Source organism: Inquilinus sp. NPDC058860 (assembly GCF_042743185.1).
Lineage (GTDB): Bacteria > Pseudomonadota > Alphaproteobacteria > DSM-16000 > Inquilinaceae > Inquilinus.
Genome location: NZ_JBHYMS010000016.1, coordinates 1 through 22048, shown reverse-complemented (window position 1 = coordinate 22048; position 22048 = coordinate 1). Strand labels below are relative to the sequence as shown.

The 22048-nt window shown below is 72.3% G+C and carries 24 protein-coding genes and 2 riboswitches; of the genes, 16 read left to right on the top strand and 8 right to left on the bottom strand.

The genetic code is table 11. From position 1 onward, the window contains the following. Window positions 1-2: 2 nt before the first annotated feature. From ACFW16_RS13360 to ftsY, 4 genes are read right to left on the bottom strand one after another with little or no spacing between them, the layout of a single operon-like run. On the bottom strand, window positions 3-728 hold the full coding sequence (locus ACFW16_RS13360; RefSeq protein WP_380305628.1) for an SDR family oxidoreductase: 726 nt from the start codon (window positions 726-728) through the stop codon (window positions 3-5). Then, on the bottom strand, window positions 725-2569 hold the full coding sequence (locus ACFW16_RS13355; RefSeq protein ID WP_380305626.1) for an NUDIX domain-containing protein: 1845 nt from the start codon (window positions 2567-2569) through the stop codon (window positions 725-727). Before ACFW16_RS13355 ends, ACFW16_RS13360 begins: the two co-directional genes overlap by 4 nt. 4 nt (window positions 2570-2573) lie before the next feature. Next, entirely contained in the window at window positions 2574-4037 is a 1464-nt protein-coding gene (locus ACFW16_RS13350) for an AMP nucleosidase (protein WP_380305624.1), read from the bottom strand. Further along, complete coding sequence (ftsY, locus tag ACFW16_RS13345) at window positions 4034-4993, bottom strand: signal recognition particle-docking protein FtsY (protein WP_380305622.1); 960 nt, start codon at window positions 4991-4993, stop codon at window positions 4034-4036. The genes ACFW16_RS13350 and ftsY overlap by 4 nt, the downstream gene beginning before the upstream one ends. Before the next feature lie 128 nt (window positions 4994-5121). Here ftsY and ACFW16_RS13340 point away from each other — a divergent pair, with 128 nt between their 5' ends. The 6 genes from ACFW16_RS13340 (at window position 5122) to ACFW16_RS13315 (ending at window position 9604) form a co-directional block, all read left to right on the top strand. Next, on the top strand, window positions 5122-5367 hold the full coding sequence (locus ACFW16_RS13340) for a type II toxin-antitoxin system Phd/YefM family antitoxin (RefSeq protein WP_380305620.1): 246 nt from the start codon (window positions 5122-5124) through the stop codon (window positions 5365-5367). A 108-nt stretch (window positions 5368-5475) separates the two neighbouring features. Further along, window positions 5476-5574, top strand: a riboswitch (TPP riboswitch). Beyond that, window positions 5565-6767: a glycine oxidase ThiO gene (gene thiO / locus ACFW16_RS13335; protein WP_380305618.1), complete on the top strand. Its 1203-nt coding sequence runs from the start codon at window positions 5565-5567 to the stop codon at window positions 6765-6767. It overlaps the preceding riboswitch by 10 nt. Before the next feature lie 20 nt (window positions 6768-6787). Beyond that, the gene (gene thiS / locus ACFW16_RS13330; protein WP_380305616.1) at window positions 6788-6979 is read left to right on the top strand and encodes a sulfur carrier protein ThiS; all 192 of its coding nucleotides are present in this window, start codon (window positions 6788-6790) and stop codon (window positions 6977-6979) included. A 12-nt stretch (window positions 6980-6991) separates the two neighbouring features. Then, entirely contained in the window at window positions 6992-7762 is a 771-nt protein-coding gene (locus ACFW16_RS13325; RefSeq protein WP_380305614.1) for a thiazole synthase, read from the top strand. Between the two features lie 7 nt (window positions 7763-7769). Continuing rightward, a complete protein-coding gene (locus ACFW16_RS13320; RefSeq protein WP_380305612.1) occupies window positions 7770-8396 on the top strand; it encodes a thiamine phosphate synthase in 627 nt (208 codons plus the stop codon). Window positions 8397-8458: 62 nt separating this feature from the next. Next, the gene (locus ACFW16_RS13315) at window positions 8459-9604 is read left to right on the top strand and encodes a hypothetical protein (RefSeq protein WP_380305610.1); all 1146 of its coding nucleotides are present in this window, start codon (window positions 8459-8461) and stop codon (window positions 9602-9604) included. Window positions 9605-9679: 75 nt separating this feature from the next. On the opposite strand, the gene dapF is transcribed toward ACFW16_RS13315, so the two are convergent. After that, window positions 9680-10528, bottom strand: a complete 849-nt coding sequence (dapF, locus tag ACFW16_RS13310) for a diaminopimelate epimerase (RefSeq protein WP_380305608.1) — start codon at window positions 10526-10528, stop codon at window positions 9680-9682. A gap of 94 nt (window positions 10529-10622) precedes the next feature. Next, window positions 10623-10834: riboswitch (cobalamin riboswitch) on the top strand. A 93-nt stretch (window positions 10835-10927) separates the two neighbouring features. On the opposite strand from dapF, the gene ACFW16_RS13305 reads away from it, so the two are divergent. The 7 genes from ACFW16_RS13305 to rplS all read left to right on the top strand — a co-directional run bounded on the left by ACFW16_RS13305 (window position 10928) and on the right by rplS (window position 15719). After that, window positions 10928-11515 carry a GNAT family N-acetyltransferase gene (locus tag ACFW16_RS13305; RefSeq protein WP_380305606.1) on the top strand — a complete coding sequence of 196 codons (588 nt, stop codon included), beginning with the start codon at window positions 10928-10930 and terminating at the stop codon, window positions 11513-11515. Window positions 11516-11683: 168 nt separating this feature from the next. After that, entirely contained in the window at window positions 11684-13081 is a 1398-nt protein-coding gene (ffh, locus tag ACFW16_RS13300) for a signal recognition particle protein (RefSeq protein WP_380305604.1), read from the top strand. 13 nt (window positions 13082-13094) lie between these two features. Next, window positions 13095-13490 carry a VOC family protein gene (locus ACFW16_RS13295; RefSeq protein WP_380305602.1) on the top strand — a complete coding sequence of 132 codons (396 nt, stop codon included), beginning with the start codon at window positions 13095-13097 and terminating at the stop codon, window positions 13488-13490. A gap of 42 nt (window positions 13491-13532) precedes the next feature. Then, window positions 13533-13901 carry a 30S ribosomal protein S16 gene (gene rpsP / locus ACFW16_RS13290; RefSeq protein WP_380305600.1) on the top strand — a complete coding sequence of 123 codons (369 nt, stop codon included), beginning with the start codon at window positions 13533-13535 and terminating at the stop codon, window positions 13899-13901. A gap of 57 nt (window positions 13902-13958) precedes the next feature. Next, on the top strand, window positions 13959-14507 hold the full coding sequence (gene rimM, locus ACFW16_RS13285; RefSeq protein ID WP_380305598.1) for a ribosome maturation factor RimM: 549 nt from the start codon (window positions 13959-13961) through the stop codon (window positions 14505-14507). A 1-nt stretch (window position 14508) separates the two neighbouring features. Further along, on the top strand, window positions 14509-15321 hold the full coding sequence (gene trmD / locus ACFW16_RS13280) for a tRNA (guanosine(37)-N1)-methyltransferase TrmD (RefSeq protein WP_380305596.1): 813 nt from the start codon (window positions 14509-14511) through the stop codon (window positions 15319-15321). Next, entirely contained in the window at window positions 15318-15719 is a 402-nt protein-coding gene (gene rplS, locus ACFW16_RS13275) for a 50S ribosomal protein L19 (protein WP_380305594.1), read from the top strand. The genes trmD and rplS overlap by 4 nt, the downstream gene beginning before the upstream one ends. A gap of 150 nt (window positions 15720-15869) precedes the next feature. Here rplS and ACFW16_RS13270 read toward each other — a convergent pair whose 3' ends face one another. Further along, entirely contained in the window at window positions 15870-17378 is a 1509-nt protein-coding gene (locus tag ACFW16_RS13270) for a winged helix-turn-helix domain-containing tetratricopeptide repeat protein (protein ID WP_380305592.1), read from the bottom strand. A 135-nt stretch (window positions 17379-17513) separates the two neighbouring features. Here ACFW16_RS13270 and ACFW16_RS13265 point away from each other — a divergent pair, with 135 nt between their 5' ends. Next, window positions 17514-17765, top strand: coding sequence for a DUF1127 domain-containing protein (locus ACFW16_RS13265; protein WP_380305590.1), 252 nt, complete (start codon window positions 17514-17516; stop codon window positions 17763-17765). A 70-nt stretch (window positions 17766-17835) separates the two neighbouring features. Here ACFW16_RS13265 and ACFW16_RS13260 read toward each other — a convergent pair whose 3' ends face one another. Continuing rightward, entirely contained in the window at window positions 17836-19017 is a 1182-nt protein-coding gene (locus ACFW16_RS13260; RefSeq protein ID WP_380305588.1) for an MFS transporter, read from the bottom strand. 150 nt (window positions 19018-19167) lie between these two features. On the opposite strand from ACFW16_RS13260, the gene ACFW16_RS13255 reads away from it, so the two are divergent. Both ACFW16_RS13255 and ACFW16_RS13250 read left to right on the top strand, forming a co-directional pair. Beyond that, window positions 19168-19929 (top strand): class I SAM-dependent methyltransferase, encoded by a 762-nt coding sequence (locus tag ACFW16_RS13255; RefSeq protein ID WP_380305586.1) that lies wholly within the window; start codon window positions 19168-19170, stop codon window positions 19927-19929. Window positions 19930-19996: 67 nt separating this feature from the next. After that, window positions 19997-20818 (top strand): class I SAM-dependent methyltransferase, encoded by an 822-nt coding sequence (locus ACFW16_RS13250; protein WP_380305584.1) that lies wholly within the window; start codon window positions 19997-19999, stop codon window positions 20816-20818. Between the two features lie 78 nt (window positions 20819-20896). Here ACFW16_RS13250 and lpxK read toward each other — a convergent pair whose 3' ends face one another. Further along, on the bottom strand, window positions 20897-21901 hold the full coding sequence (lpxK, locus tag ACFW16_RS13245) for a tetraacyldisaccharide 4'-kinase (protein ID WP_380305582.1): 1005 nt from the start codon (window positions 21899-21901) through the stop codon (window positions 20897-20899). Window positions 21902-22048 lie beyond the last annotated feature (147 nt).

The following is a 22048-nucleotide window of genomic DNA, read 5'->3' as shown; positions in this document are numbered from 1 at the left end:
CGTCAGACGCCCCCTGCCACCTTCAGCACCATGGCGGTGGCGTAGCGCGCGGCATCGGACAGCAGCCAGGCCACAGCCTCGGCGATCTCCTCCGGCTCGCCCGGCCGGCCGGCGGGGATCCGCGCCGTCACCCGCTCCAGCCGCCCCGGCGCATGGATTTCGGTCCGGATCATGCCGGGCGACACCGCATTGACCCGGATGCCCTCGGCCGCCAGCTCGCGGCCCAGGCCGATGGTGAAGCTCTCGATCGCGCCCTTGGTTGCGGCGTAGTGGACGTATTCGCCCGGGCTGCCGGTCTGCGCCGCGATCGAGGACAGGCTGACGATCGCGCCCTTCGTCCCGGCGGCGCGGAAGCGGCGCACCGCCTCCCGCGCGCACAGGATCGGGCCGACCAGATTGACGTCGACCACCCGGCGCAGCGTCTCGGCCTCCAGGTCGGCCAGCACGCCGTTGCGGCCGGTGATGCCGGCGTTGTTGACCAGCCCCCGCACCGGCCCGAAGGCGGCCTCGGTCCGGTCGAACAGGGCCTGGATCTCGTCCTCGCGGGATACGTCGGCGGGCAGGGCGACCGCCCGGCCGCCGGCGCCGGCGATCTCCGCGACCACCGCCTCGGCCGCGGCGGCATCGGTGCGGTAGTTGACGCAGACCGCCCACCCGTCCCGCGCCGCCCGGCGGGCAATGGCGGCGCCGATGCCGCGGCCGCCGCCGGTGACGATCAGCAGGCTCACAGCGACAGCAGCCTTTCCGCGAAATCGGCGATCGGCGCGCCGTCGACCATCAGCCCGGCCGGGACCGAGAAATGGCCCTGCGGCCGGATGTGGACCTGCGCCTCCGGCACGCCCCAGCGCCGGGCGATCGCCTGGCCGCCGGCGAAGGGGGTGACGTCGTCCTTGCTGCCCAGCACCATGAAGACGTTGCCGGTGTCCATCTGCGGCCGCTCCACCGGGTCGGTCAGGGGGCGCCAGCGGCTCAGCGCCGCCTCGGTCCAGCCGGCCGCGGTCAGGGCGCGATCCAGCCCGAAGGCGCGGGCGAAGGAGCCGCCGAGCGCGATCTCCTCGATCCCCTCCGAGGTGGTGAACAAGAGCAGCGCGTCCGGCCGGCAGGCGGCCGGCCAACTGCCGCAATGGGTGGCGGCCAGCTGCGCCGTCAGGGCGCCGAAGCTGATGCCGGTCCACCCCACCGGGCCGCGGCTGGTCTGCCGGGCCCAGCGGGTCAGGATGCCGACCTCGCGCACCGCCGCCGACAGGTGGTCGAGCGCGCCGAGCGGCGTCGACGCCACCATCGGCTCGCCGGCATAGGTGCCCGGGCGCTTGCGCCGCCCGTGCCACGGCGCCTCGACCAGCACCACGCGCAAGCCGCGGCGGACCAGGGATTCGATCTCGCTCAGCGGCCCGCGCAGATGGTCCGGCTCCATGCAGACGCCGTGCAGGTGGATCACGGTCGGCGGGTCGACCGCGTCGCTCGGGGTGAACACCCGGGCCCAGCACGGGCTTTCCGCCGCCGGGTCCGGGGTCGGGAAGGTCAGCCAGTGGTCGGTGCCCAGCTCGCTCGGCAGCCGCCGGGTCTCGGCGACGGCCGGCATCCGCTCGGGCAGACGGTAGGCGTTCTCCGGGTCGGCCAGCCGCGCGCCGTGCCGGGCCTCGACCTCCGCCTCGGTCGGGATCGCCCAGCGGCAGGCCGGGATCTTGCGGTTGTTGCCGAACAGGGCGAAGCGCAGCCGGCTGGTGGTCAGGGCGGAGGCGGCGTCGAGGCGCGTCTCCTCGGCCGCCACCACATCGGCCAGGGGCGCGGTGGTGGAGAACAGCAGGCGCTGCCACTCCGCCTCGGCCTGGCGGTGCTGCTCGGCCATGCGGGCGACATCACGCAGGGTGCGGCCCAGCCAGACCGGCCGCTTGCCCAGCGCGTCGGGCGGGATCGCCAGCTCGTCGCAGAAGCGGCGCAGGTCGCCGTCGGAGACGATCGCCGCGGCCAGGCTGCGCGAGGCTGGCAGGAACCAGCCGCGCAGCAGGGCCAACGACATGCCGTCGAACCAGGGCCGAGCCACCAGCCGGCCCAAGGGCGTGCGCATCAGCCGCATCAGGTCGGGCCGCGGCTTCAGCCGCACCGGGCCGGGGCTGCGCCGGCGCTGCGCCCGCTGCCGCGCCGACAGGTGCAGCACCCGCCGCAGCTCCGGCCATTCGATGAGATCGTCGGCCTCCTCCAGCGTCGCCCAGCGCGCCTGGGCGGCGTCGTCGCCGGCCACCGGCTCGCCCGACCGCCACTCGGCCTCGACGTCGATGATGGTGTAGTGCCACTCGACCCCGCCCTCGGCGTCGCGATGGATCGAATCGACCGCGGTGACGATGCCGATCGCCTCGGCCTCCACCCCGGCCTCCTCGCGGGTCTCGCGCAGCGCCGCCTCGAACAGGGTCTCGCCCAGCTCCTGGCTGCCGCCGGGGATGCTCCACTGCCCGGCCTGGGGCGCCTTGGCGCGCTGGATCAGCAGCAGCCTGTCGTCGCGCCAGACCACGGCGCCGACGCCGATCCTGGGCCGGTCCATGGCGGGGGAAGTACGGCTGTCCTGCGGCATCGGCCTACTGGAACGCCACTTCGGCGAAGCTGCGCAGCTTGCGGCTGTGCAGCTGCTCCAGGCCCAGGCCGCGCAGCATCTCCATGGCCCGGATGCCGATCTGCAGGTGCTGGCCGACCTGCTGCTTGTAGAAGGCGTCGGCCATGCCGGGCAGCTTCAGCTCGCCATGCAGCGGCTTGTCGGAGACGCAGAGCAGCGTGCCGTACGGCACCCGGAAGCGGAAGCCGTTGGCGGCGATGGTGGCGCTCTCCATGTCCAGGGCGATGGCGCGGCTCTGGCTGAAGCGCTGCACCGGCTCGCGATAGTCGCGCAGCTCCCAGTTGCGGTTGTCGATGGTCGCGACCGTGCCGGTGCGCATCACGCTCTTCAGGCCGTAGCCGCTGAGGCCGGTGATCTCGCCGACCGCGTGCTCCAGCGCCACCTGGATCTCGGCCAGGGCCGGCACCGGCACCCACACCGGCAGGTCGGCGTCCAGCACATGGTCCTCGCGGACATAGCCGTGCGCCAGGACGTAGTCGCCCAGCTTCTGCGTGTTCCTGAGGCCGGCGCAGTGGCCCAGCATGATCCAGGCATGCGGCCGCAGCACCGCGATGTGGTCGGTGATGGTCTTGGCGTTGGACGGGCCGACGCCGATGTTGACCATGGTGATGCCGGAATGGTCCGGCCGGGTCAGGTGATAGGCCGGCATCTGCGGCAGCCGCGCCGCCGGGGTGCCGCGGGCGCGGCCGCCGGGCATGGTGATGCGGTCGCCCGGCTCGATGAAGGCGTCGTAGCCGCCGCCGTCGCCCTGCATCAGCTCATAGGCGATGCGGATGAACTCGTCGATGTAGAACTGGTAGTTCGTGAACAGGACGAAGTTCTGGAAATGCTCGCAGCCCGTGGCGGTGTAGTGCTTCAGCCGGAACAGCGAATAATCCGCCCGCGGCGCGGTGAACAGCGCCAGCGGGTGCGGCTCGCCCGGCGGGATCACGGCGGTGCCGTTGACGATGCTGTCGTCCATCATCGCCAGGTCCGGCAGGTCGAACACCGCCCGCATGTGCAGCATGCGCTCGCGGGTCAGGTCGCCCTCGACATGCATGCCGTCGGGGAAGGCGAAATGGATCGGGATCGGCGTGTCGCTGACCCCGACCTCGACCGGCACGTGGTGGTTGTGGATCAACTGGCCGATCTGCTCGGTCAGGTAGCGGTGGAACAGCGACGGCCGGGTGATGGTGGTCGAGAAGGTGCCCGGCCGGTCGACGAAGCCATAGGACAGGCGGGTGTCGGCCCGGCTGAAATCCTCCACCCTGACCGTGAGGTAGGGGTAGCAGGCGCGCACCCGCGCCGGCGGCTCCTCGCCGCGGGAATAGGCGCGGAAGGCGTCGCGCAGCAGGCCGGTGTTGGCGTCGTAGATCGCATGCAGCCGGGCCACGGCCTCGGCGGCGTCCCGGAACTGCTCGGGGGCGAAGGTCTGGGAGGTCTTGCTCATGCTTCGACTCCCATCAGCGACCGGCCGAACTGCTCGGGGTCGAACGGCCGCAGGTCGTCGATGCTCTCGCCGACGCCGATCGCGTGCACCGGCAGGCCGAAGCGCTCGGCCAGCGCCACCAGCACGCCGCCGCGGGCGCTGCCGTCCAGCTTGGTCAGGATCAGCCCGGTCACCGAGACCATGTCGCGGAACACCTCGACCTGGCTGTGCGCGTTCTGGCCGGTGGTGGCGTCCAGCACCAGCAGCACGTCGTGCGGCGCCGTCGGGTCGATCTTCTTCAGGACGCGGACGATCTTGGCCAGCTCGGCCATCAGATTGTCCTTGTTCTGCAGCCGGCCGGCGGTGTCGATCAGCAGCACGTCGCGGCCCTCGGCCTTCGCCCGGGTCAGCGCGTCGAAGGACAGGCCGGCAGCGTCGGCGCCGGGATTGGCGGTGACCACCGGGCAGCCGGAGCGTTCGCCCCAGACCTGCAGCTGGTGCACCGCGGCGGCGCGGAAGGTGTCGCCGGCCGCGATCATCACCGACCGGCCTTCCTCGCGCCACTGCTTGGCCAGCTTGCCGATGGTCGTGGTCTTGCCGGTGCCGTTGACCCCGACCACCAGCACCACCTGCGGCTTGCGGTCCGGCGAAAGGGTCAGCGGCTTGGCCACCGGCCGCAGGATCTGCGCCACATGGTCGGCCAGGGCGCGCCGCACCTCGTCGCCCGACACCTCCTTGCCGAAGCGGGTGCGGGCCAGCTCGGCGGTCAGCTTGGCGGCGGTGGCCGGGCCGAGATCGGCCTGGATCAGCAGCTCCTCCAGCTCCTCCAGCGTCGCATCGTCCAGCTTGCGCTTGGTGAAGATGCCGCTGATGCCTTCGGTCAGCTTGGCGGAGGAGCGCGACAGCCCCTCCTTCAGTCGGGTGAACCACCCTTTTTTCGGCGCCCCTGCGCCGCCGTCGTTCATCTGTTCTGTCATGCGCGCTTCTTAACACGCCGCATGTGACCTCCGTAAGTCGGCCCGGCGCGGGGCAGGGGCGCCGGAGACGGCGGGTCGTGATGCGCGTATGCTGACCGAGTTCACTGGGCGACACTCAGCGGCTGATTATGCGGACCTACAGCATTCATGCTGCCAAGAAGCATCTTTCTCGGCTCGTCGACCGTGCTGCCGAGGGTGAGGCTTTCTTGATCGCCAAGGCCGGAAAGCCGTTGGTGAAAGTGGTCGCGATCGATGCGCCGGAGCCGCGCCGGACGAAGCGTCTTGGCTTCATGGCTGGGCAGTTCACAATCCCGGCGGATTTCGACCGGATGGCCGAGGACGAGATCGCGGCGATGTTTGGGTGCGAAAAGTGATTCGCCCGAGGTGACCGGCGGCCCTGATCGCCCAGCGCAACGTCTCTAAGCCGCACCTCCAGATGAAAAAAGGGGCTTGCAACCGGCCCGCCTCCGGGACTGAAATGGCGACATCGGCTGGGGTGCCCGTCGTTACGGCGGGCTGAGATCATACCCATCGAACCTGACCTGGATCATGCCAGCGGAGGGAGCCTGAGATGACCGGCATTCCGATTCTGTCCCTGTTGCAGGCCGAGTCCGTCGGCCCGACCCCTTTGCGTGGAGCGAGGCCGCGCGTCGCCATCATCGGCGCCGGGGTCAACGGCCTGGCCATCGGCTGGCGCCTGGCCCGTGCCGGCTGTCCCGTCGACGTCTACGACCGCGGCCCGGTCGGGCGCGAGGCCAGCTGGGCCGCCGCCGGCATGCTCGCCGCCGGGCTCGAGGCCGAGCCGGGGGAGGAGGCGCTGTTCGGCCTGTGCCGCCGCGCCCAGGACCTGTGGCCCGGCTTCGCCCGGGAGGTCGAGGCCGCATCGGACCTGCCGATCGGCTATCGCGACGAGGGCACGCTGGCCGTGGCCCTGACCCGCGACGACGCGGCTGAGCTGCGCTTCTCCGCCGACTATCAGAGCAAGCTCGGCGTCGAGCTGCGCTGGCTGACCGGCGCCGAGCTCTTGAACCGCGAGCCGATGCTGCGGCCGGGCCTGGCCGCCGCCGTGCACAGCCCGGCCGACCACCAGGTCGACAACCGCTGGCTGGTCCCGGCGCTGGCCGAGGCGCTGCGCCGGGCCGGCGGCGGGCTGCACGACCATGCGGAGGTCGAAGCCGTGGCCACCGACCACGGCCGGGCCAGCGGCGTGGTGGTCGCCGGCGAGGCGCGCCCGGCCGATGTCGTGGTGCTGGCCGCCGGCGCCTGGTCGGGCGGCATTCCCGGCATCCCGCGTGAGGCGCTGCCGCCGGTCCGGCCGGTGAAGGGCCAGATGCTGGCGCTGCAGATGGATCCGGCGGCGCCGCTGCTGCGCCATGTGCTGTGGGCCGGCAAGGCCTATCTGGTGCCGCGGCTGGACGGCCGGCTGATCATCGGCGCGACGGTGGAGGAGCGCGGCTTCGACACCACGGTCACCGCCGGCGGCCTGCTGTCGCTGCTCGACGCCGCCTGGCGCGCCCTGCCGGGGATCGAGGAGCTGCCGGTGATCGAGAGCTGGGCCGGGCTGCGCCCCGGCAGCCGCGACGACGCGCCGGTGCTCGGCCCCTCGGCGATCGAGGGGCTGGTCCTCGCCACCGGCCATCACCGCAACGGCATCCTGCTGCTGCCGGCCACGGTCGAGGCGGTGGCCGGCACCATCCTCGACGGCCGCCTGCCGGAGGTGGCGGAGCCGTTCCGCATCGACCGGTTCACCCGGATCGCGGAGGCTGCGCAATGAGCGTGCCAGGGACCGTGAATGTGAACGGAGAAACCGAGGCGGCGGCTGGGGTCAGCGTGCTCGACCTGCTGCTGGCCAAGGGCATCGACCCGGCGGCGCGCGGCACCGCCGTGGCGCTCAACGACGCCGTGCTGCCGCGGGCCCGCTGGCCGGAGCATCGTCTGGCGGCCGGCGACCGGGTCGAGATCGTCCGCCCGTTCCAGGGCGGTTGAGGAGAGATGGGAATGCAGGACCCCTTCATCATCGCCGGCGTGGCGCTGCGCTCGCGCCTGTTCATCGGCACCGCCGGCTATCCGAACCGCCAGGTGATGCTCGATTCGATCGAGGCCTCGGGGGCCGAGGTCGTCACCGCCTCGATCCGCCGGATCAGCCTCGAGGGCTATGCCGAAAGCCTGGTTGACCTGGTCGGCGACCGCTGGCGCCTCTTGCCCAACACCGCCGGCTGCATGACCAAACGGGATGCGATCCTCACCGCGCAGCTGGCGCGCGAGGCGCTGGGCACCAACTGGCTGAAGCTGGAGCTGATCGGCGACCGCGAGACCCAGTACCCGGACGTCGCCCAGCTGGTCGAGGCGGCGGAGGAGCTGGTGCGCGATGGCTTCGTGGTGCTGCCCTACTGCAACGACGACCTCGTCACCTGCATGCGCCTGGCCGATGTGGGCTGCGCCGCGGTGATGCCGCTCGGCTCGCCGATCGGCTCCGGCCTCGGCATCTCCAACCCGCATGCGATCGAGATGATCTGCAGCCGCGTACAGGTGCCGGTGGTGCTGGACGCCGGCATCGGCACCGCCTCGGACGCGGCGCTGGCGATGGAGCTCGGCTGCTCCGCCGTGCTCTTGTCGACCGCCGTGGCCAAGGCGCGCGACCCGGTGCGCATGGCCCGGGCCATGGCCGCGGGGGTGGAGGGCGGGCGCCTGGCTTCCCGCGCCGGCCGGATCCCGAAGCGCCGCTTGGCCGATCCCTCCAGCCCGCAGCTCGGCCTGATCGGGACGTGATGGGCTCATGACCGGCCTGCCGTCGCCGCCGCTGCTGCTGATCACCGATCGGCGCCAGGCGGCGCGGCCGCTGACGGGCGTGGTGGCGGATGCTCTTGCCGTGGGCTGCCGCTGGGTCAGTGTCCGCGAGAAGGACCTGACGGCGGCAGAGCGTCTGGCTCTGCTGCGCCGGCTGCGGGCCCTGGCCCGGCCGGTCGGAGCGGTCGTGACCGTCCATGCCGACCTCGACTCCGCTGCCGATGTCGACGGGCTGCACCTCGCCGCCGGCGGCGACCCGGAAGCGGCGCGCCGGCGGCTCGGGCCCGCAGCCCTGATCGGCGTGTCCTGCCATTCCGGGGACGAGGTCGACGCCGCCATCGCGGCCGGGGCCGACTACGTCACGCTCGGGCCGCTGGCGCCGACCGCGAGCAAGCCGGGCTACGAGCCGACCCTGTCCCTGGCCGAGGCCGGCGCGATCGCCCGCCGCCATCCCGGCCGGGTGATCGCCCTCGGCGGGCTCGAGCCCGATCTGCTGCCCGGCCTGATGGCTGCCGGCTTCGCCGGCGCCGCGGTGATGGGCGGGGTGATGCGGGCCGGCGATCCCACGGCCGCGATCCGCGCGCATCTCGCGGCGCTCGGCGCCGGCCAGGCCTGACCGCCTGTCGGGAGCGCCGCCCGCCATGCTATAGGTCGGGGCCGGATGAGAACCCCGCCTCCATGAAGCTGCGGCCGCTGCGCGTCCTGGAATTCGTCGTGATCACGGTCCCGGGGCTGATCGGGCTGGTCCTCGCCCTGCGCGCCGCCGGCCCGCTGGTCGAGCTCGTCCAGGCCGAGCTGGCCCGGATGCCGGAGGCGCAGGAGGTCGAGGCCACGCTGACCGCCTGGACCCGGGCCGGGACCTCGCCGGAGCAGATCGACGCCGAGCTCGCCAGGGCCTTCGCCGATGACGACATCGACGAGGCCGCGGTCTGGCTGAAGGTGGCCGAGATGACGGACACCCCGTTCAAGCCTGAATGGCGGGCGCGATACGAGGACGAGACCACCACGGCCAGCACCACGGCCCGGGCTGCGCGGCAGGCGGTCGCCGGCGCCGTGACCGGGGAGGGAAGCGGCCTTTCCGGCCTGGCCGGCGCCTTCGCCGCCGACATGACCTTCGTCGGCGACCTGCGCGACATCGGCCGCGAGCTCTGGCATTTCGGCAGCGGCGAGCCGGTGGACGAGCTGGCGCTGGGCCTGTCGGGCATCGGGCTGACCCTGACCGCGGCGACCTGGGGCTCCGGCGGGGCCGCGGCCCTGCCGCGCGGCGCGGTGTCGGTGTTCAAGATCGCCCGGCGGACGGGCAGGCTGTCAGCACGCTTCGCCGAACGCCTCGGCCGGATGGTCGCCGATGTGGTCGATTTCCCGGCCCTGCGCCGGCAGGTGCGGGAGGCCGGATGGCAGGACACGGTGATGCGGCCCGGCGCCGTCTTCGCCGCCGCGATCCGCCGCGACCGCCTGGACGGGCTGGACGAGGCCGTCGGCGCCGCCGGCCGGATCGCCGACCGGGTCGGCCCGGCGCAGTCGGTCGAGCTGCTGCGCTATGTCGACGACGTGCCGGAGTTGCGGCGCGTGGACGAGGTGTCGGCGGTGATGGGCGACCGCACCCTGGCCGTGTTCAAGGTGCTGAAGCGAGGCGCGCTGACCACGGTGAAGGCGACCATCCGCTGGTCGCGGCGGCTGGCCGACCTGACCGCCACCGTCCTGTTCGGTGCGATCGGCTTCGTCTTCGCCCTGGCGTACTGGCTGCGTCTGCTGCTGCTCGGCCTGATCTATGCCCTGTGGTGGGGGTGCCGGGCCTGCCTCGCCGCCCGTTCGCTGCCGTAGGTTGGGTTCGCCGGGGCGAACCCAACATCCCGCCGTTTGCTCGGTCCCTGTTGGGTTCGCGGTCGCGAACCCAACCTACGCGGCTTGCCCGTCCAGCAGGCCGCGCGACAGGATGCCGGCGAAGCTGGTCTCGGCCGGGCCGGTCATCAGCACATGGCCGTCGCTCTCGCGCCACTCGATCAGCAGCGTGCCGCCGTCCAGCTCGACCCAGGCGGTGCGCTCGGCCAGGCCGCGGCGCACGGCGGCCACGGCGGCGGCGCAGGCGCCGCTGCCGCAGGCCTGGGTGACGCCGACGCCGCGCTCCCACACCCGATAGCGCAGCCGGTCGCGGGCCAGCATCTGGACCACGCCGATATTGGCGCGCTCCGGGAACAGCGGGTCGTGCTCCAGCACCGGGCCGACGCCGTCGATCTGCACCTTCTCGGCATCCGGCACGAAGAACACGGCGTGCGGGTTGCCCATCGACACCCCGACCCCGTCCGACAGCGCGCCGGAGGACACCGGCAGATGCAGCGTGTCGGCCTCATGCACCAGCGGGATCTCCTGCCAGCCCAGCCGGGCCGGGCCCATGTCGACGGTGACGCCGCCCTGGGGGGCGCCGCGGCATTCCAGCAGGCCGCCGCGGGTCTCGATCACGGCCCTGTCGGCACCGGTGTCGGCCATCACGAGCGCGGCGACGCAGCGCGTGCCGTTGCCACAGGCGCCCGATTCGGTGCCGTCGGCATTGAGGATGCGCATGAACACGTCGGCGCCCGCGGTCTCGGTCGGCTCGATCACCAGCAGCTGGTCGAAGCCGACGCCGCGGTGCCGGTCGGCGATGCGCCGCGCTTGGTCAGGATGGATCGTGATCGGCCGCTCGCGCGCGTCCAGCACCACGAAGTCGTTGCCCAGCCCGTGCATCTTCCAGAACGGCAGCCCGTCCATCGCCCGCTCCCAAGGTCTCTCTTCTCATATGGCATCAACCGGCCCCTCGGTGCGAGGGCCGAGCCCTGCGTGATCGACAGGGCGAGGGCCGGCCGCTAGCATGGCGGCCGACGGTGCCCCGGGAGACCGGGGTGAAAAGGGAAGCCGGTGCGCCTTCGTTCAGCGAGTGAATGGCGGGCAAGGCCGGCGCTGCCCCCGCAACTGTAGGCGGCGAGCCCGCGCCCGAAGCCACCGGCTGATTCCGGGAAGGGGGCGTGCGGCGGCGACCCGCGAGCCAGGAGACCTGCCGTCGGATTTGTGCGTGTGACGGGGCGGGGTGTCCCCGGGCGGCGCGTCGGGCGGCAGCGAGTCCGGCCGGCTCCCTCCCGCGACCCCCTGCCGAAGGCGGGAGACGCTGTGGTGTCCGATCTGACCGTGCGGCCGATGGTGGCCGCGGATGTGCCGATGCTGCTCGACATGCTGCGCGAGCTGGCGGCGTTCACCGGCGACCCGGCGGCGATGACGGCGCAGCGCGCCGATCTCGACGAGGCGCTGGCCGAGGTGCCGCCGCGCTTCCGCGGCCTGATCGCCGAAGACGGCAGCGGCGTGGTCGGCTACGTCAGCTACATCATCGACTATTCGGTCTGGACCGGGGGCGACTTCATCCGGGTCGACGACGTCTATGTCCGCGAGCGGGCGCGCGGCCGCGGCATCGGCCGGCAGCTGATGCGGGCCCTGGCCGATATCGCCGTATCCCAGGCGATGCGGGTGCGGTGGGAGATGGCGTCCGACAATGCCGATGCCCACCGGCTGTATGCCGGCATCGGCGCGGCGCCGGAGAACAAGACGATCTGGCGCTGGCCGGTCGCCTCCATGGAGGCGTTCCTCGACCGCAGCGAGCCGCCGCCGTCGACCGCCGAGGGCGCCGTCCCCTCCGAGGCCGGCCGCGGCCTGCCGGGCGAGGACGGCTTCATCCTGGTGCTGCGCCGCGACGGCGGGGCGGGGTAGCCGTTCCGCCGCATTGACTCCGCGGCTCCATCCGCCTAGAAGACCGACCGTTGCGGGATCGGCCCGCAGCGAGACCCCATGGGGTGCCGCCAGTCCGCGAGTGTCGCGCACTGGCGCTTTTCTGTTTGGGGTCCCCGGTTTCGGGTTGGGCGAATTCGAAGGGCGATCATGTTCGAAGGTCTGAGCGGCCGTCTCGGCGACATCTTCGACCGGCTTCGCAAGCGCGGCGCGCTGACGGAGGCCGATGTCGGCGCCGCCCTGCGCGAGGTGCGCGTGGCGCTGCTCGAGGCCGATGTCGCCCTGCCGGTGGTCAAGGACTTCGTCGACAAGGCGCGCGAGCGCGCGGTCGGGGCGGAGGTGCTGCGCTCGGTCACCCCCGGCCAGCAGGTCATCAAGATCGTCCATGACTGCCTGATCGAGATGCTGGGCGGCACGCCCGGCGAGGCGCCGGACCTCAACGCCGCGACCCCGATCAACCTGATCGCCGTGCCGCCGGTGCCGGTGCTGATGGTCGGCCTGCAGGGTTCGGGCAAGACCACCACCACCGGCAAGCTCGCCCTGCGCCTGAAGGACCGCGACAACCGCAAGGTCCTGATGGCGTCGCTCGACACGCGGCGCCCGGCCGCGCAGGAGCAGCTGAAGATCCTGGGCGAGCAGATCGGCGTCACCACCCTGCCTATCGTCCCGGGGCAGGAGCCGCTGGCCATCGCCCGCCGCGCCATGGAGCGCGGCCGCCTCGAGGGCTTCGACGTCGTCCTGCTCGACACCGCCGGCCGCCTCGCCATCGACGAGGAGCTGATGGCCGAGGTGGTGGCGATCCGCGACGCCACGAAGCCGACCGAGACCCTGCTGGTGGCCGACGCCATGACCGGCCAGGACGCGGTCAACGTCGCCCGCACCTTCCACGAGCGGGTCGGCGTCACCGGCATCGTCCTGACCCGGGTCGACGGCGACAGCCGCGGCGGCGCCGCCCTGTCGATGCGCGCCGTCACCGGCCAGCCGATCAAGCTGATCGGCGTGGGCGAGAAGATGGACGCGCTGGAGCTGTTCCATCCCGACCGCATCGCCAACCGCATCCTCGGCATGGGCGACGTCGTCAGCCTGGTCGAGCGCGCGGCGCAGACGATCGAGAAGGCGGATGCCGAGAAGCTCGCGGCCAAGATCCAGAAGGGCGAGTTCGACCTCGAGGATCTGGCCTCGCAGCTGCGCCAGATGCGCAAGATGGGCGGCTTGCAGGGGCTGATGGGCATGCTGCCCGGCGTCGGCAAGATCAAGGACCAGATGAAGACCGCCGGCATGGACGACAAGATGATCAAGCGGCAGGAGGCGATCATCTCCTCGATGACGCCGATCGAGCGCCGGAACCCCAAGATCATCCACGCCAAGCGCAAGGTGCGGATCGCCGCCGGCTCCGGCACCTCGGTGCAGGACGTGAACAAGCTGCTGAAGCAGCACCAGCAGATGGCCGACATGATGAAGCGGATGAAGAAGCTGGGGAAGGCCGGGATGATGCGCGGCATGCCCAAGCTGCCGCCCGGCATGCTGCCGCCCGGCTTCAAGATGTGAGGAGGGGATCGTCATGACCATGATGTTCGATCACGTCTCCATCGGCGTCGCCGACCTGGCGCGCAGCCGCGCCTTCTACGACGCTGCTCTGGCGCCGCTCGGCTACGGACGCATCCGGGATTTCGACGACGCCGTGGGCTACGGCGAGCCGTTGCCGGCCCGGAACGGGCATTTCTGGATCGCCAAGCCGGGGGAGGACCGCCCCACCCCGATGCCTGGCCTGCACCTGGCTTTCCGGGCCTCGGACCGCGCGGCGGTCGATGCCGTCCACGCGGCGGCGCTGGCCGCCGGCGGCCGCGACAACGGTGCGCCGGGCCTGCGGCCGCATTACCACCCGAACTACTACGGCGCCTATGTGATCGACCCCGACGGCCACCACGTCGAGATCGTCTGTCACGACGCCGCCTGAGCTTCCCCAACACAGCAAGTTGACCCTGAGGAGAGTACCGCAATGTCCGTCAAGATCCGCCTGACCCGCGGCGGCGCCAAGAAGCGCCCGTTCTACTCGATTGTGATCGCCGACACGCGCAGCCCGCGCGACGGCCGCTTCATCGAGAAGGTCGGCACCTACAACCCGATGCTGGAGAAGGATCATCCGGAGCGCCTGGTGCTGAAGGCCGAGCGCATCAAGCATTGGCTGTCGGTCGGCGCGCAGCCGACGGATCGCGTCGCCAAGTTCCTCGGCCAGGCCGAGCTGGCGCCGATGCCGACCTATCCCGAGACGCCGAAGAAGTCGGCGCCGAAGGCGAAGGCCCAGGAGCGCGCCAAGGCTGCGGCCGAGGCCGCCGCCAAGGCCGCCGAGGCTCCGGCCGAGGCCTGATCCGACCGGGCGCCCTTGCCCCGCACGGGGTGAGGGGCGCCGGCCGGATTCTTCCCCATGGCTCCATCCTCCAAGGTCTGCGTCGGCCAGATCACCGGGGCGCACGGCGTCCGCGGCCTGGTGAAGGTCAAACCCTTCACCGCCGCCCCGGAGGACCTGACCGCCTATGGCCCGGTCTCGGACGAGGCCGGGGCGCGGCGCTTCGCCCTGCAGCTGCTGTCCTGGGCCAAGGACCAGTGGATCGTGAAGGTCGAGGGCGTCGCCGACCGCGACGCGGCCGACGCGCTGCGCGGCCTGCGCCTCTATGTCGACCGCGCCGCGCTGCCGGAGACCGAGGAGGACGAGTTCTACCATGCCGACCTGATCGGCCTGCCGGCGGTGCTGGCGGACGGATCGGTCTTCGGCACGGTGCGCGCGGTGTTCGACTTCGGCGCCGGCGAGATGCTGGAGATCGCTCGGGTCGAGGGCAGCGCCGTGATGGTGCCCTTCACCCGGGCCGCGGTTCCGGTGGTCGACATCGCCGGACGCCGCGTCGTGATCGATCCGCCGGCCGGCTTGCTGGAGCCGGCGGAGCGGCCGCCCGACGGCGCGCAGGACGAGGCCTGACATGGCCTGGACCGCCCGCATCCTGACGCTGTTCCCGGAGATGTTCCCGGGCCCGCTCGGCCAGTCCCTGGCCGGACGGGCGCTGGCGCGCGGCGACTGGATGCTGGAATCGGTGGACATTCGCGGCTTTGCGCGCGATAAGCACCGCTCGGTCGACGACGCCCCGTTCGGAGGCGGCGCCGGCATGGTCATGCTTCCCCAGGTTCTGGACGACGCCGTGCAGGCGGTCCGCCGCCCGGGGGAGCGGCTGATCTATCTGAGCCCCCGCGGCCGGCTGCTCGATCAGGCGCTGGTGCGGGAGCTGGCGGCGGAGCCGGCGATCGTCCTGCTCTGCGGCCGGTACGAAGGGGTCGACCAGCGGCTTCTCGACGCCCAGGGGGCGGAGGAGGTCAGCCTGGGCGATTTCATCCTGTCCGGCGGCGAGATCGCCGCGCTGGCCCTGATCGACGCCGTGGTGCGCCTGCTCCCCGGCGTCATGGGCAACGCGGAGAGCGCCGGGGAGGAGAGTTTCGGGGCCGAGTTCGGGGCGGGTCTCCTGGAGTACCCGCACTACACCCGGCCGGCCCTGTGGACAGGCGCCGACGGCGCATCGCGCGCGGTGCCGGAGATCCTGGTCTCCGGCGACCACGCGAAGGTGCGGCGCTGGCGGCTGGAACAGGCGGAAAGCATCACCCGGGAGCGACGCCCGGACCTCTGGCAGCGATACCTTGCCGTGAACCCCGAAAGGGCCGAAGGCGGCGGGAGCCACGTCCGAAAGCGCCCGGGCCGAGACCGACGTAGAGACACCAAGGAACAAGAAGGACGAGAGCCATGAACATCATCCAGACGATCGAGCAGGAACAGGTCGAGAAGCTGACCGCCGACCGCAAGATCCCGGATTTCCAGCCCGGCGACACCGTCAAGGTGAACGTCAAGGTCATCGAGGGCACGCGCGAGCGCGTCCAGGCCTATGAGGGCGTCTGCATCGGCCGCAAGAACGCCGGCCTGAACAGCCACTTCACCGTCCGCAAGATCAGCTATGGCGAGGGCGTCGAGCGCGTCTTCCCGCTGTACAGCCCGCGCATCGACTCGATCGAGGTCGTCCGCCGCGGCGCCGTCCGCCGCGCCAAGCTGTATTACCTGCGCGACCGCCGCGGCAAGGCCGCGCGCATCACCGAGCGCCGGGACAACAAGCCCCAGGACACCAAGGACCAGGACAAGGCCCAGGGCTGACCGTCCGTCCGGACCGACCGGATTTGAAGGGCCGGCGCATTGCGCCGGCCCTTTGCTTTACGTCATCCGAATCCGATCGCGCGCATCGATATGCGGCCGGTCGGCGTCCATTGGGATGCGGCGGAGCCTGTCGGCTCGACGTCCGGCGCGTCACTCCGGAAGACCGGCCTTGCGGTAGCCGTCGAGGAAATGCTCGAGCGTCGCGGCGTCGCGGAACGGCTCCGTCGTGGCCCAGTGGCGGGTCGTGAAATGCGGGTTGCCGACGAGGAACAGCTCGACCTCCGCGCCCGCCTCGTCGAGCCGGCCCAGCTGGGCGAGGCTCGCCGCCAGGAAACGGCGCGAGCTCGTCCGATACGTCTCGTCCCGGCGCAGCGTCTCGACCGCGGCTTCGTAGTCGCCGGCCGCATATTGCGCCTGGCCGAGCGTCAGATAATACCAGCTCGCCGGAAACGGGTTCAGCCGGAAGGCCTTGCGGATGTGCTCGAGACCCTCCTCGACCCGCCCGGCCAGGACCGCGATATCGGACAGTGCCGCCCAGGCATCGGCCTCGTTCGGGTCGAGCTCGATCGCCCTGGCGAATTCTGCATCCGCCTCGGCGAAGCTACGGTCATAGGCCAGCAGGTAAGCCAGGACCCAGCGGCAGCCGGCATCGTTGGGGTCGATCGCGACGGCCTTGCGCGCCAGCTCCAAGGCAGCGCTGCGGGACGATTCCGTCGGTCCGCCGGAATGCACCCATCCCATCCAGTGATTCACGGCGAGCCAGCGATAGGGCTCGGCGTATCCCGGATCGAGCGAGACCGCGCGCGTCAGCATCAGATGCGCTTCCCGCGCCGTCTGCGGCGAATCATCCATCAGCTTCCGCGCCCGCACGCAGAGGTCGTAAGCCTCGAGATTCCTCGGCCGATTGCGCGGCGGCGGCCCGCGCAGCCGGCCGAGCAGCGCCTCCACGATCCTGCCGGTGACCTCGTCCTGAACGGCAAAGATATCTTCCAGGCTGCGGTCGAAGCGCTCCGCCCAGAGATGATCGCCGCTCACCGCGTCGACCAGCTGGGCGTTGACGCGCACGCGCCCCGCGGCGCGTCTCGCGCTGCCCTCCAGCAGGTAGCGCACGCCGAGGTCCCGTGCGATCCCGCGCACGTCCATCGCCTTTCCCTTGTAGGCAAAGGCCGAGTTGCGGGCGATGACGAACAGGCCGGAGATCCTGGACAGGTCGGTGATCAGGTCTTCGGTCAACCCGTCCGCGAAGGACTCCTGCTCCGGATCGTTGCCGACATTGACGAAGGGCAGCACGGCGATCGACGGCTTGTCGGGCAGCGGCAAGGGGCTTCGCCTGGCGCCGCCGAGCGGTTCGACGGCGCCGGTGAAGCGGTAGCCGACGCGCGGAACCGTGACGATCCATTCACCGCCGGCGGCGGCGGGACCCAGCAGCTTTCGCAGCTGCGCGATCTGGACGGTGAGGTTGCCTTCCTCGACCGCCATGCCCGGCCATGCCGCGTCCATCAGCTCGGCCTTGCCCAGGATCTCGCCGGGCCGTCCGACGAGCGCCGCCAGCAGCTTCAGGCCGCGGGTGCCGACGGCAACGGGGGCACCGTCCCGAAGGAGCGTTCCCGCACCCGGATCGAGCACGAACGGACCAAAGGCGAAGCGCGACCCCTGCATACGGCGGATCTGTAGCCCGTTTGGAAGTTTTTGCGAAGGTTTTGGGAGAGCTTAAGTACGGCGCTGTTCGTCGCCGGCAGAATTCATCCTCCGCCAGGCCGAGGGCCCCGGCCCTCAGCCGATATGGAGGTTGCGATGAACGATACCCTTGGGTCGGCGCCGCATCAGGCGGCATGGCCGGGGACGCCCGTGGGGCCGGCGAACGTGTCGCGGCGGCCCATCTGCCTGGCGGCCCTGCGAAGCCTGATCGCGACCTGGCGCGAGCGGATACGCCTGCGCAGGAAGCTCGAGCAGATGGCGAAGGCCAATCCCTATCTGATCGACGATATCGGCCTGACGAGACGGCAGGTCGAGGCGGAGATCGCCAAGCCCTTCTGGCAGGAATAGGGCGGATGCGGCAAAGACCCGTTCCGCTGCCCGGATCCGTGCGCGGACCCCATCCGGCCCGCACGCCGCCTCAGCCTTCCCCGCCCCGCAGCCGCGGCAGGGTCGCGAGGCACAGCGCGGCCAGGAGGTGGAGGGCCAGGGCGATCGCCGCCAGGGGCGCCAGCCCGCGGTCGATCAGCGGCGCGGCCGCGGCGGTGCCGGCCGCGGCGGCGGCGAGGATCGCCAGGACCACCAGGGCGGAACCGCGGGCGTCGTCGCCGCGTGCCGCCATCACCGCGCGGAAGAAGCCCGGCGGGCCGCGCAGGCCGAGCCCGGCATTCACCGGCACGAACAGCGCGGCGATCAGCCGGGGGTCGGCGCCACCCGCCAGGGCATAGGCCAGGGTTGCCGCGGCGCCCAGCGCGGCGACGCCGGTGCCGAGGCCGATCAGCCGCTCCGCCCCCAGCCGGGCCACCAGGCTGCCGGCGAGGTTCGCGGTCAGCATGAAGCTGGCGATGCCGCAGACCTGCATGACGACGAAATCGGCGATGGTGCCGCCCAGGGCGTGCACGAACACCGCCGGCATGCCCAGGACGAAGGTCAGCAGCCCGCCGAGGACGAAGGCCTGGCTGAGGGCGTAGCGCAGGAACACCGGGTCGGCGGCCAGGCGGGCATAGCCGCCGCGCGGCCGCCGCGCCACCTGCGGCAGCAGGCCGGACGCCCGGACCATCGCCGCCAGCGCCAGCGCCGCGGCTGCGATCAGGGCGAAGGACAGGCGCCAGCCGCCCAGCAGCAGCAGCCAGGCGCCGAGGATCGGGGCCAGGGCCGGCGCCAGCGCCTCGATGCTGCCGAGCAGCCCCAGCGCCCGGACGGCGCGGGCCTCGTCGAACAGCGCGCGGACGATGCCCGGCGCGAACACCGCCGGGCCGGACGCGACCGCGCCCTGCAGCGCCCGCAGCGCGATCAGGGCGCCGATATCGGTGGCCGCTGCGCAGGCTGCCGACACGGCCGCGGTGGCCAGCAGCGAGGCGAGGAACAGGGTGCGGGTGGCGACGCGGTCGCCGAGGGCGCCATAGGCCAGGAGGCCGACGCAGCTGCCGGCGACATAGGCGGCCAGGACCAGCTGCGCCCGGGCCGGGTCACCGCCCAGCGCCTCCGGCAGGGACGGGACGGCCGGCAGGACCAGATCGGTCCCCAGCAGGCCGAGCACGGTGCTCGCCACCACCGCCCCGAGCACCAGCCACGGCGCCCGCGCCACCCTGTCCTCCGCCATGCCGGTCCCCCCTTACCGCGCCGGGAAAGACGCCCGTTTTAGGCGGCCCGGCGCGGGCGGGCAATGCAGGGATGGACGACCCGAAGGGCCGTCGGGCATCGTTCACGGGCAAGACGGACATCCCGACCGGCTCACCGGACAGGTCAGATCATGCCGCCGCCGAGAATGGCCAGGGAAGCGGGGCGCCGAGCCTTCGGAACGGACCCGGCCAACTATCACAGCGCGCGTCCCGACTACCCGGACTGGGTGTACCGGACGCTCCGCTCCCGCTGCGCCCTCGGGCCCGGGGCCGCGACCTTCGAGATCGGCGCCGGGACGGGCAAGGCGACCTGCCGGCTGCTGGAGGCCGGCGCCGATCCGCTGGTCGCCGTCGAGCCCGACCCCCGCCTCGCCGGATTCCTGCGGACGGCCCATCCGGACCCGGCCCTGACGGTGCTGGTCTCCGCGTTCGAGGATGCCGGGCTCGAAGACCAGGCCTTCGACCTCGGCGTCAGCGGCACCGCCTTCCATTGGCTCGAGGAAGAGACCGCCCTGGCCAAGATCGCGCGCCTGCTTCGCCCCGGCGGCTGGTGGGCAGCATTCTGGAACGTGTTCGGCGACGACAGCCGGCCCGACCCGTTCCATCTCGCGACCCTGGACCTGCTGGAGGGCCCGTCCAGCCCTGCGGCCGGCGAGCGGGGCCTGCCGTTCGGCCTGGACACCGAGGCCCGGCTGGCGGCGCTGCAACGGACCGACGCCTTCGACATCGTCGATACGGCCATGAGCGCGTGGTCTCTGGTGCTGGACGAGGACCAGATTGCGGCGCTCTACGCGACCTATTCGAACATCAGCGCGCCGATCGCGAGGCGGTGCTGGCCGAACTGCGGCGCATCGCGAGCGACGGCTTCGGCGGCCGGGTCGTCCGCAACATGACGACCAGCCTGTATATTGCCCGCCGGGCGGCATGATGGATGCCGCGCCGGCGACCAGCGGAGGCCCCATGCATCGTCCCGGGCGGATCGCCACCACCCCCTCGGAGCGCCGGGCCACGGCGTCGGCCTTCGCCGATGCGGACGTCGCTCGCTGCTACGCCGCCCGGCCGCCCTATGCGCCGGCGCTGTATGAATTCTTGCTCGGGCAGGTGGAGGGGCGCGGCCGGGCGCTGGACCTGGGCTGCGGGCCGGGCAAGATCGCCGTCGTCCTGGCCGATCATTTCGCCGAGGTGGTGGCGCTCGACCCGTCCGCGGCGATGATCGAGGCGGGGCGGGCGGCGGATGCCGGCCGGCACGGCGGCATCGCCTGGACCTGCGACACGGCCGAGGCCTACCGGACGGACCGCGGCTTCGACCTGGTCACGGCCGGCACCTCGATCCACTGGCTCGACCATGAAGCGGTGTTCCCGAAGCTCGCGGGCTGGACCGGGACCCTGGCCGTGATCGCCGGCGACGAGCCGGCCGCAGCGCCCTGCGGCGACGACGCCTGGACGGCGTTCCTGACGCGCTGGATCGCCCGGGTCGGCGGCCGCTACGATCCGGCCGCCGCCGCGGCGGAAGCGGGGCGTCACGAGGCCTGGATGGACATCGCCGGCCGGAAGGAGTTTCCGTTCACGGTCCGGCAGAGCGTCGCCGAGTTCATCCGCGGCCAGCATTCGCGCGCGACCTGGAGCCGCGCCGCGATGGGCGAGGCCCTGGCCGCCGAGTTCGACCGCGAGCTCGAGGATCTCCTGCGGCCCTTCGCGACCGACGGTCAGCTGGCGCTCGCCATGGTCTCGACCCTGACCTGGGGCGCGCCGCGCCGGGAGACGACAGGGGCTAGGTCGTAGGTTGGGTTCGCGCACGCGAACCCAACAATCACGGAGGCGGAGGGCGGGATGTTGGGTTCGCCTTCGAACCCAACCTACTCACTCGTCGCGGACACCCAAGGCCCGCCGCGCCACCGGCTCCAGCACCGCGTCGGCCGCGGTGGGGTCGTCCCAGGCGAGGTCGACGCGCAGGGCCTCGACCATCGGCCGGGCCTCGGGCGGCAGGCGGACCCGGTCCTTCTCCGTCGTCACCGGCACCGCGCCGCGCTCCTGCGCCGTCTCGACCAGGCGCATCACCTCGTCCGGGGTGTAGGCGTGGTGGTCGGGGAAGGGGACGGCGCCGGCGATCTCGGCCCCCAGCTCCGCCAGCGTGGCGAAGAATTTCTCCGGCCGGCCGATGCCGGCGAAGGCCAGGACCTTGCGGCCGCGCAGCCGCGCCGCGTCCTCCGCCGCCGGCACCAGCCGGGCGCCCAGGGCCGGCAGGCCGTGGCGGGCGGCCAGCGCCCCGATCCCGGCGCGGTCCGGACCCATCACCACCAGGGCGTGGGCCCGCTTCAACCCGTCCGCCGGCCGCTCCCGCAGCGGGCCGGCCGGCAGGATCCGGCCGTTGCCGAAGCCGTTGCCGCCGTCGACCACCAGGAGGGACAGGTCCTTCGCCAGGCTCGGATTCTGGAATCCGTCATCCATCAGGATCAGCTGCGCCCCGGCCGCCGCGGCGGCGCGGGCCCCGGCCGGGCGGTCGCGCGACACCCAGGCCGGCGCGGCCCGGGCCAGCAGCAGCGGCTCGTCGCCGACCTCGGCGGCGGTGTGCCGCTCGGGGTCGACCCGCACCGGCCCGGCCAGCGAGCCGCCATGGCCGCGGCTGAGGACGTGCACGGAAATCCCGATCTCGGCCAGGCGGCGGGCGAGCGCCAGCGCCACCGGGGTCTTGCCGGCGCCGCCGGCCACCAGGTTGCCGACGCAGACCACCGGCACGGGCGCCTTTTGCGGCTTGATCAAGGCCCGGCGCAGGCGCGAGGCGACGTCGTAGAGCGCGCCGGCCGGGGCCAGCAGCACGGCCGCCGGCGTCGCCTGCGGGCGATACCAGAAGCCGGGGGTCTTCATCGGAGACACGCGAGAAGGCGCATGAAGGATAATGAGTCCCCCCTCCCCCTGCGGGAGGGGGGTAGGGGGAGGGGGCTGCGCGCGTCCGCGCGCGAAAGGGCCAAGGACCGAACTCGCCGCCTGTACCGGTTTGCAACAGTCCAGGCT

Excerpts from the sequence above, each read along its gene's own strand:
- ACFW16_RS13355 (WP_380305626.1), bottom strand. The coding sequence starts at position 2,569 with ATGCCGCAGGACAGCCGTACTTCCCCCGCCATGGACCGGCCCAGGATC.
- ACFW16_RS13350 (WP_380305624.1), bottom strand. The coding sequence starts at position 4,037 with ATGAGCAAGACCTCCCAGACCTTCGCCCCCGAGCAGTTCCGGGACGCC.
- ftsY (WP_380305622.1), bottom strand. The coding sequence starts at position 4,993 with ATGACAGAACAGATGAACGACGGCGGCGCAGGGGCGCCGAAAAAAGGG.
- ACFW16_RS13340 (WP_380305620.1), top strand. The coding sequence starts at position 5,122 with ATGCGGACCTACAGCATTCATGCTGCCAAGAAGCATCTTTCTCGGCTC.
- thiO (WP_380305618.1), top strand. The coding sequence starts at position 5,565 with ATGACCGGCATTCCGATTCTGTCCCTGTTGCAGGCCGAGTCCGTCGGC.
- ACFW16_RS13325 (WP_380305614.1), top strand. The coding sequence starts at position 6,992 with ATGCAGGACCCCTTCATCATCGCCGGCGTGGCGCTGCGCTCGCGCCTG.
- ACFW16_RS13320 (WP_380305612.1), top strand. The coding sequence starts at position 7,770 with ATGACCGGCCTGCCGTCGCCGCCGCTGCTGCTGATCACCGATCGGCGC.
- ACFW16_RS13315 (WP_380305610.1), top strand. The coding sequence starts at position 8,459 with ATGAAGCTGCGGCCGCTGCGCGTCCTGGAATTCGTCGTGATCACGGTC.
- dapF (WP_380305608.1), bottom strand. The coding sequence starts at position 10,528 with ATGGACGGGCTGCCGTTCTGGAAGATGCACGGGCTGGGCAACGACTTC.
- ffh (WP_380305604.1), top strand. The coding sequence starts at position 11,684 with ATGTTCGAAGGTCTGAGCGGCCGTCTCGGCGACATCTTCGACCGGCTT.
- ACFW16_RS13295 (WP_380305602.1), top strand. The coding sequence starts at position 13,095 with ATGACCATGATGTTCGATCACGTCTCCATCGGCGTCGCCGACCTGGCG.
- rpsP (WP_380305600.1), top strand. The coding sequence starts at position 13,533 with ATGTCCGTCAAGATCCGCCTGACCCGCGGCGGCGCCAAGAAGCGCCCG.
- rimM (WP_380305598.1), top strand. The coding sequence starts at position 13,959 with ATGGCTCCATCCTCCAAGGTCTGCGTCGGCCAGATCACCGGGGCGCAC.
- trmD (WP_380305596.1), top strand. The coding sequence starts at position 14,509 with ATGGCCTGGACCGCCCGCATCCTGACGCTGTTCCCGGAGATGTTCCCG.
- rplS (WP_380305594.1), top strand. The coding sequence starts at position 15,318 with ATGAACATCATCCAGACGATCGAGCAGGAACAGGTCGAGAAGCTGACC.
- ACFW16_RS13270 (WP_380305592.1), bottom strand. The coding sequence starts at position 17,378 with ATGCAGGGGTCGCGCTTCGCCTTTGGTCCGTTCGTGCTCGATCCGGGT.
- ACFW16_RS13265 (WP_380305590.1), top strand. The coding sequence starts at position 17,514 with ATGAACGATACCCTTGGGTCGGCGCCGCATCAGGCGGCATGGCCGGGG.
- ACFW16_RS13260 (WP_380305588.1), bottom strand. The coding sequence starts at position 19,017 with ATGGCGGAGGACAGGGTGGCGCGGGCGCCGTGGCTGGTGCTCGGGGCG.
- ACFW16_RS13255 (WP_380305586.1), top strand. The coding sequence starts at position 19,168 with ATGCCGCCGCCGAGAATGGCCAGGGAAGCGGGGCGCCGAGCCTTCGGA.
- ACFW16_RS13250 (WP_380305584.1), top strand. The coding sequence starts at position 19,997 with ATGCATCGTCCCGGGCGGATCGCCACCACCCCCTCGGAGCGCCGGGCC.
- lpxK (WP_380305582.1), bottom strand. The coding sequence starts at position 21,901 with ATGAAGACCCCCGGCTTCTGGTATCGCCCGCAGGCGACGCCGGCGGCC.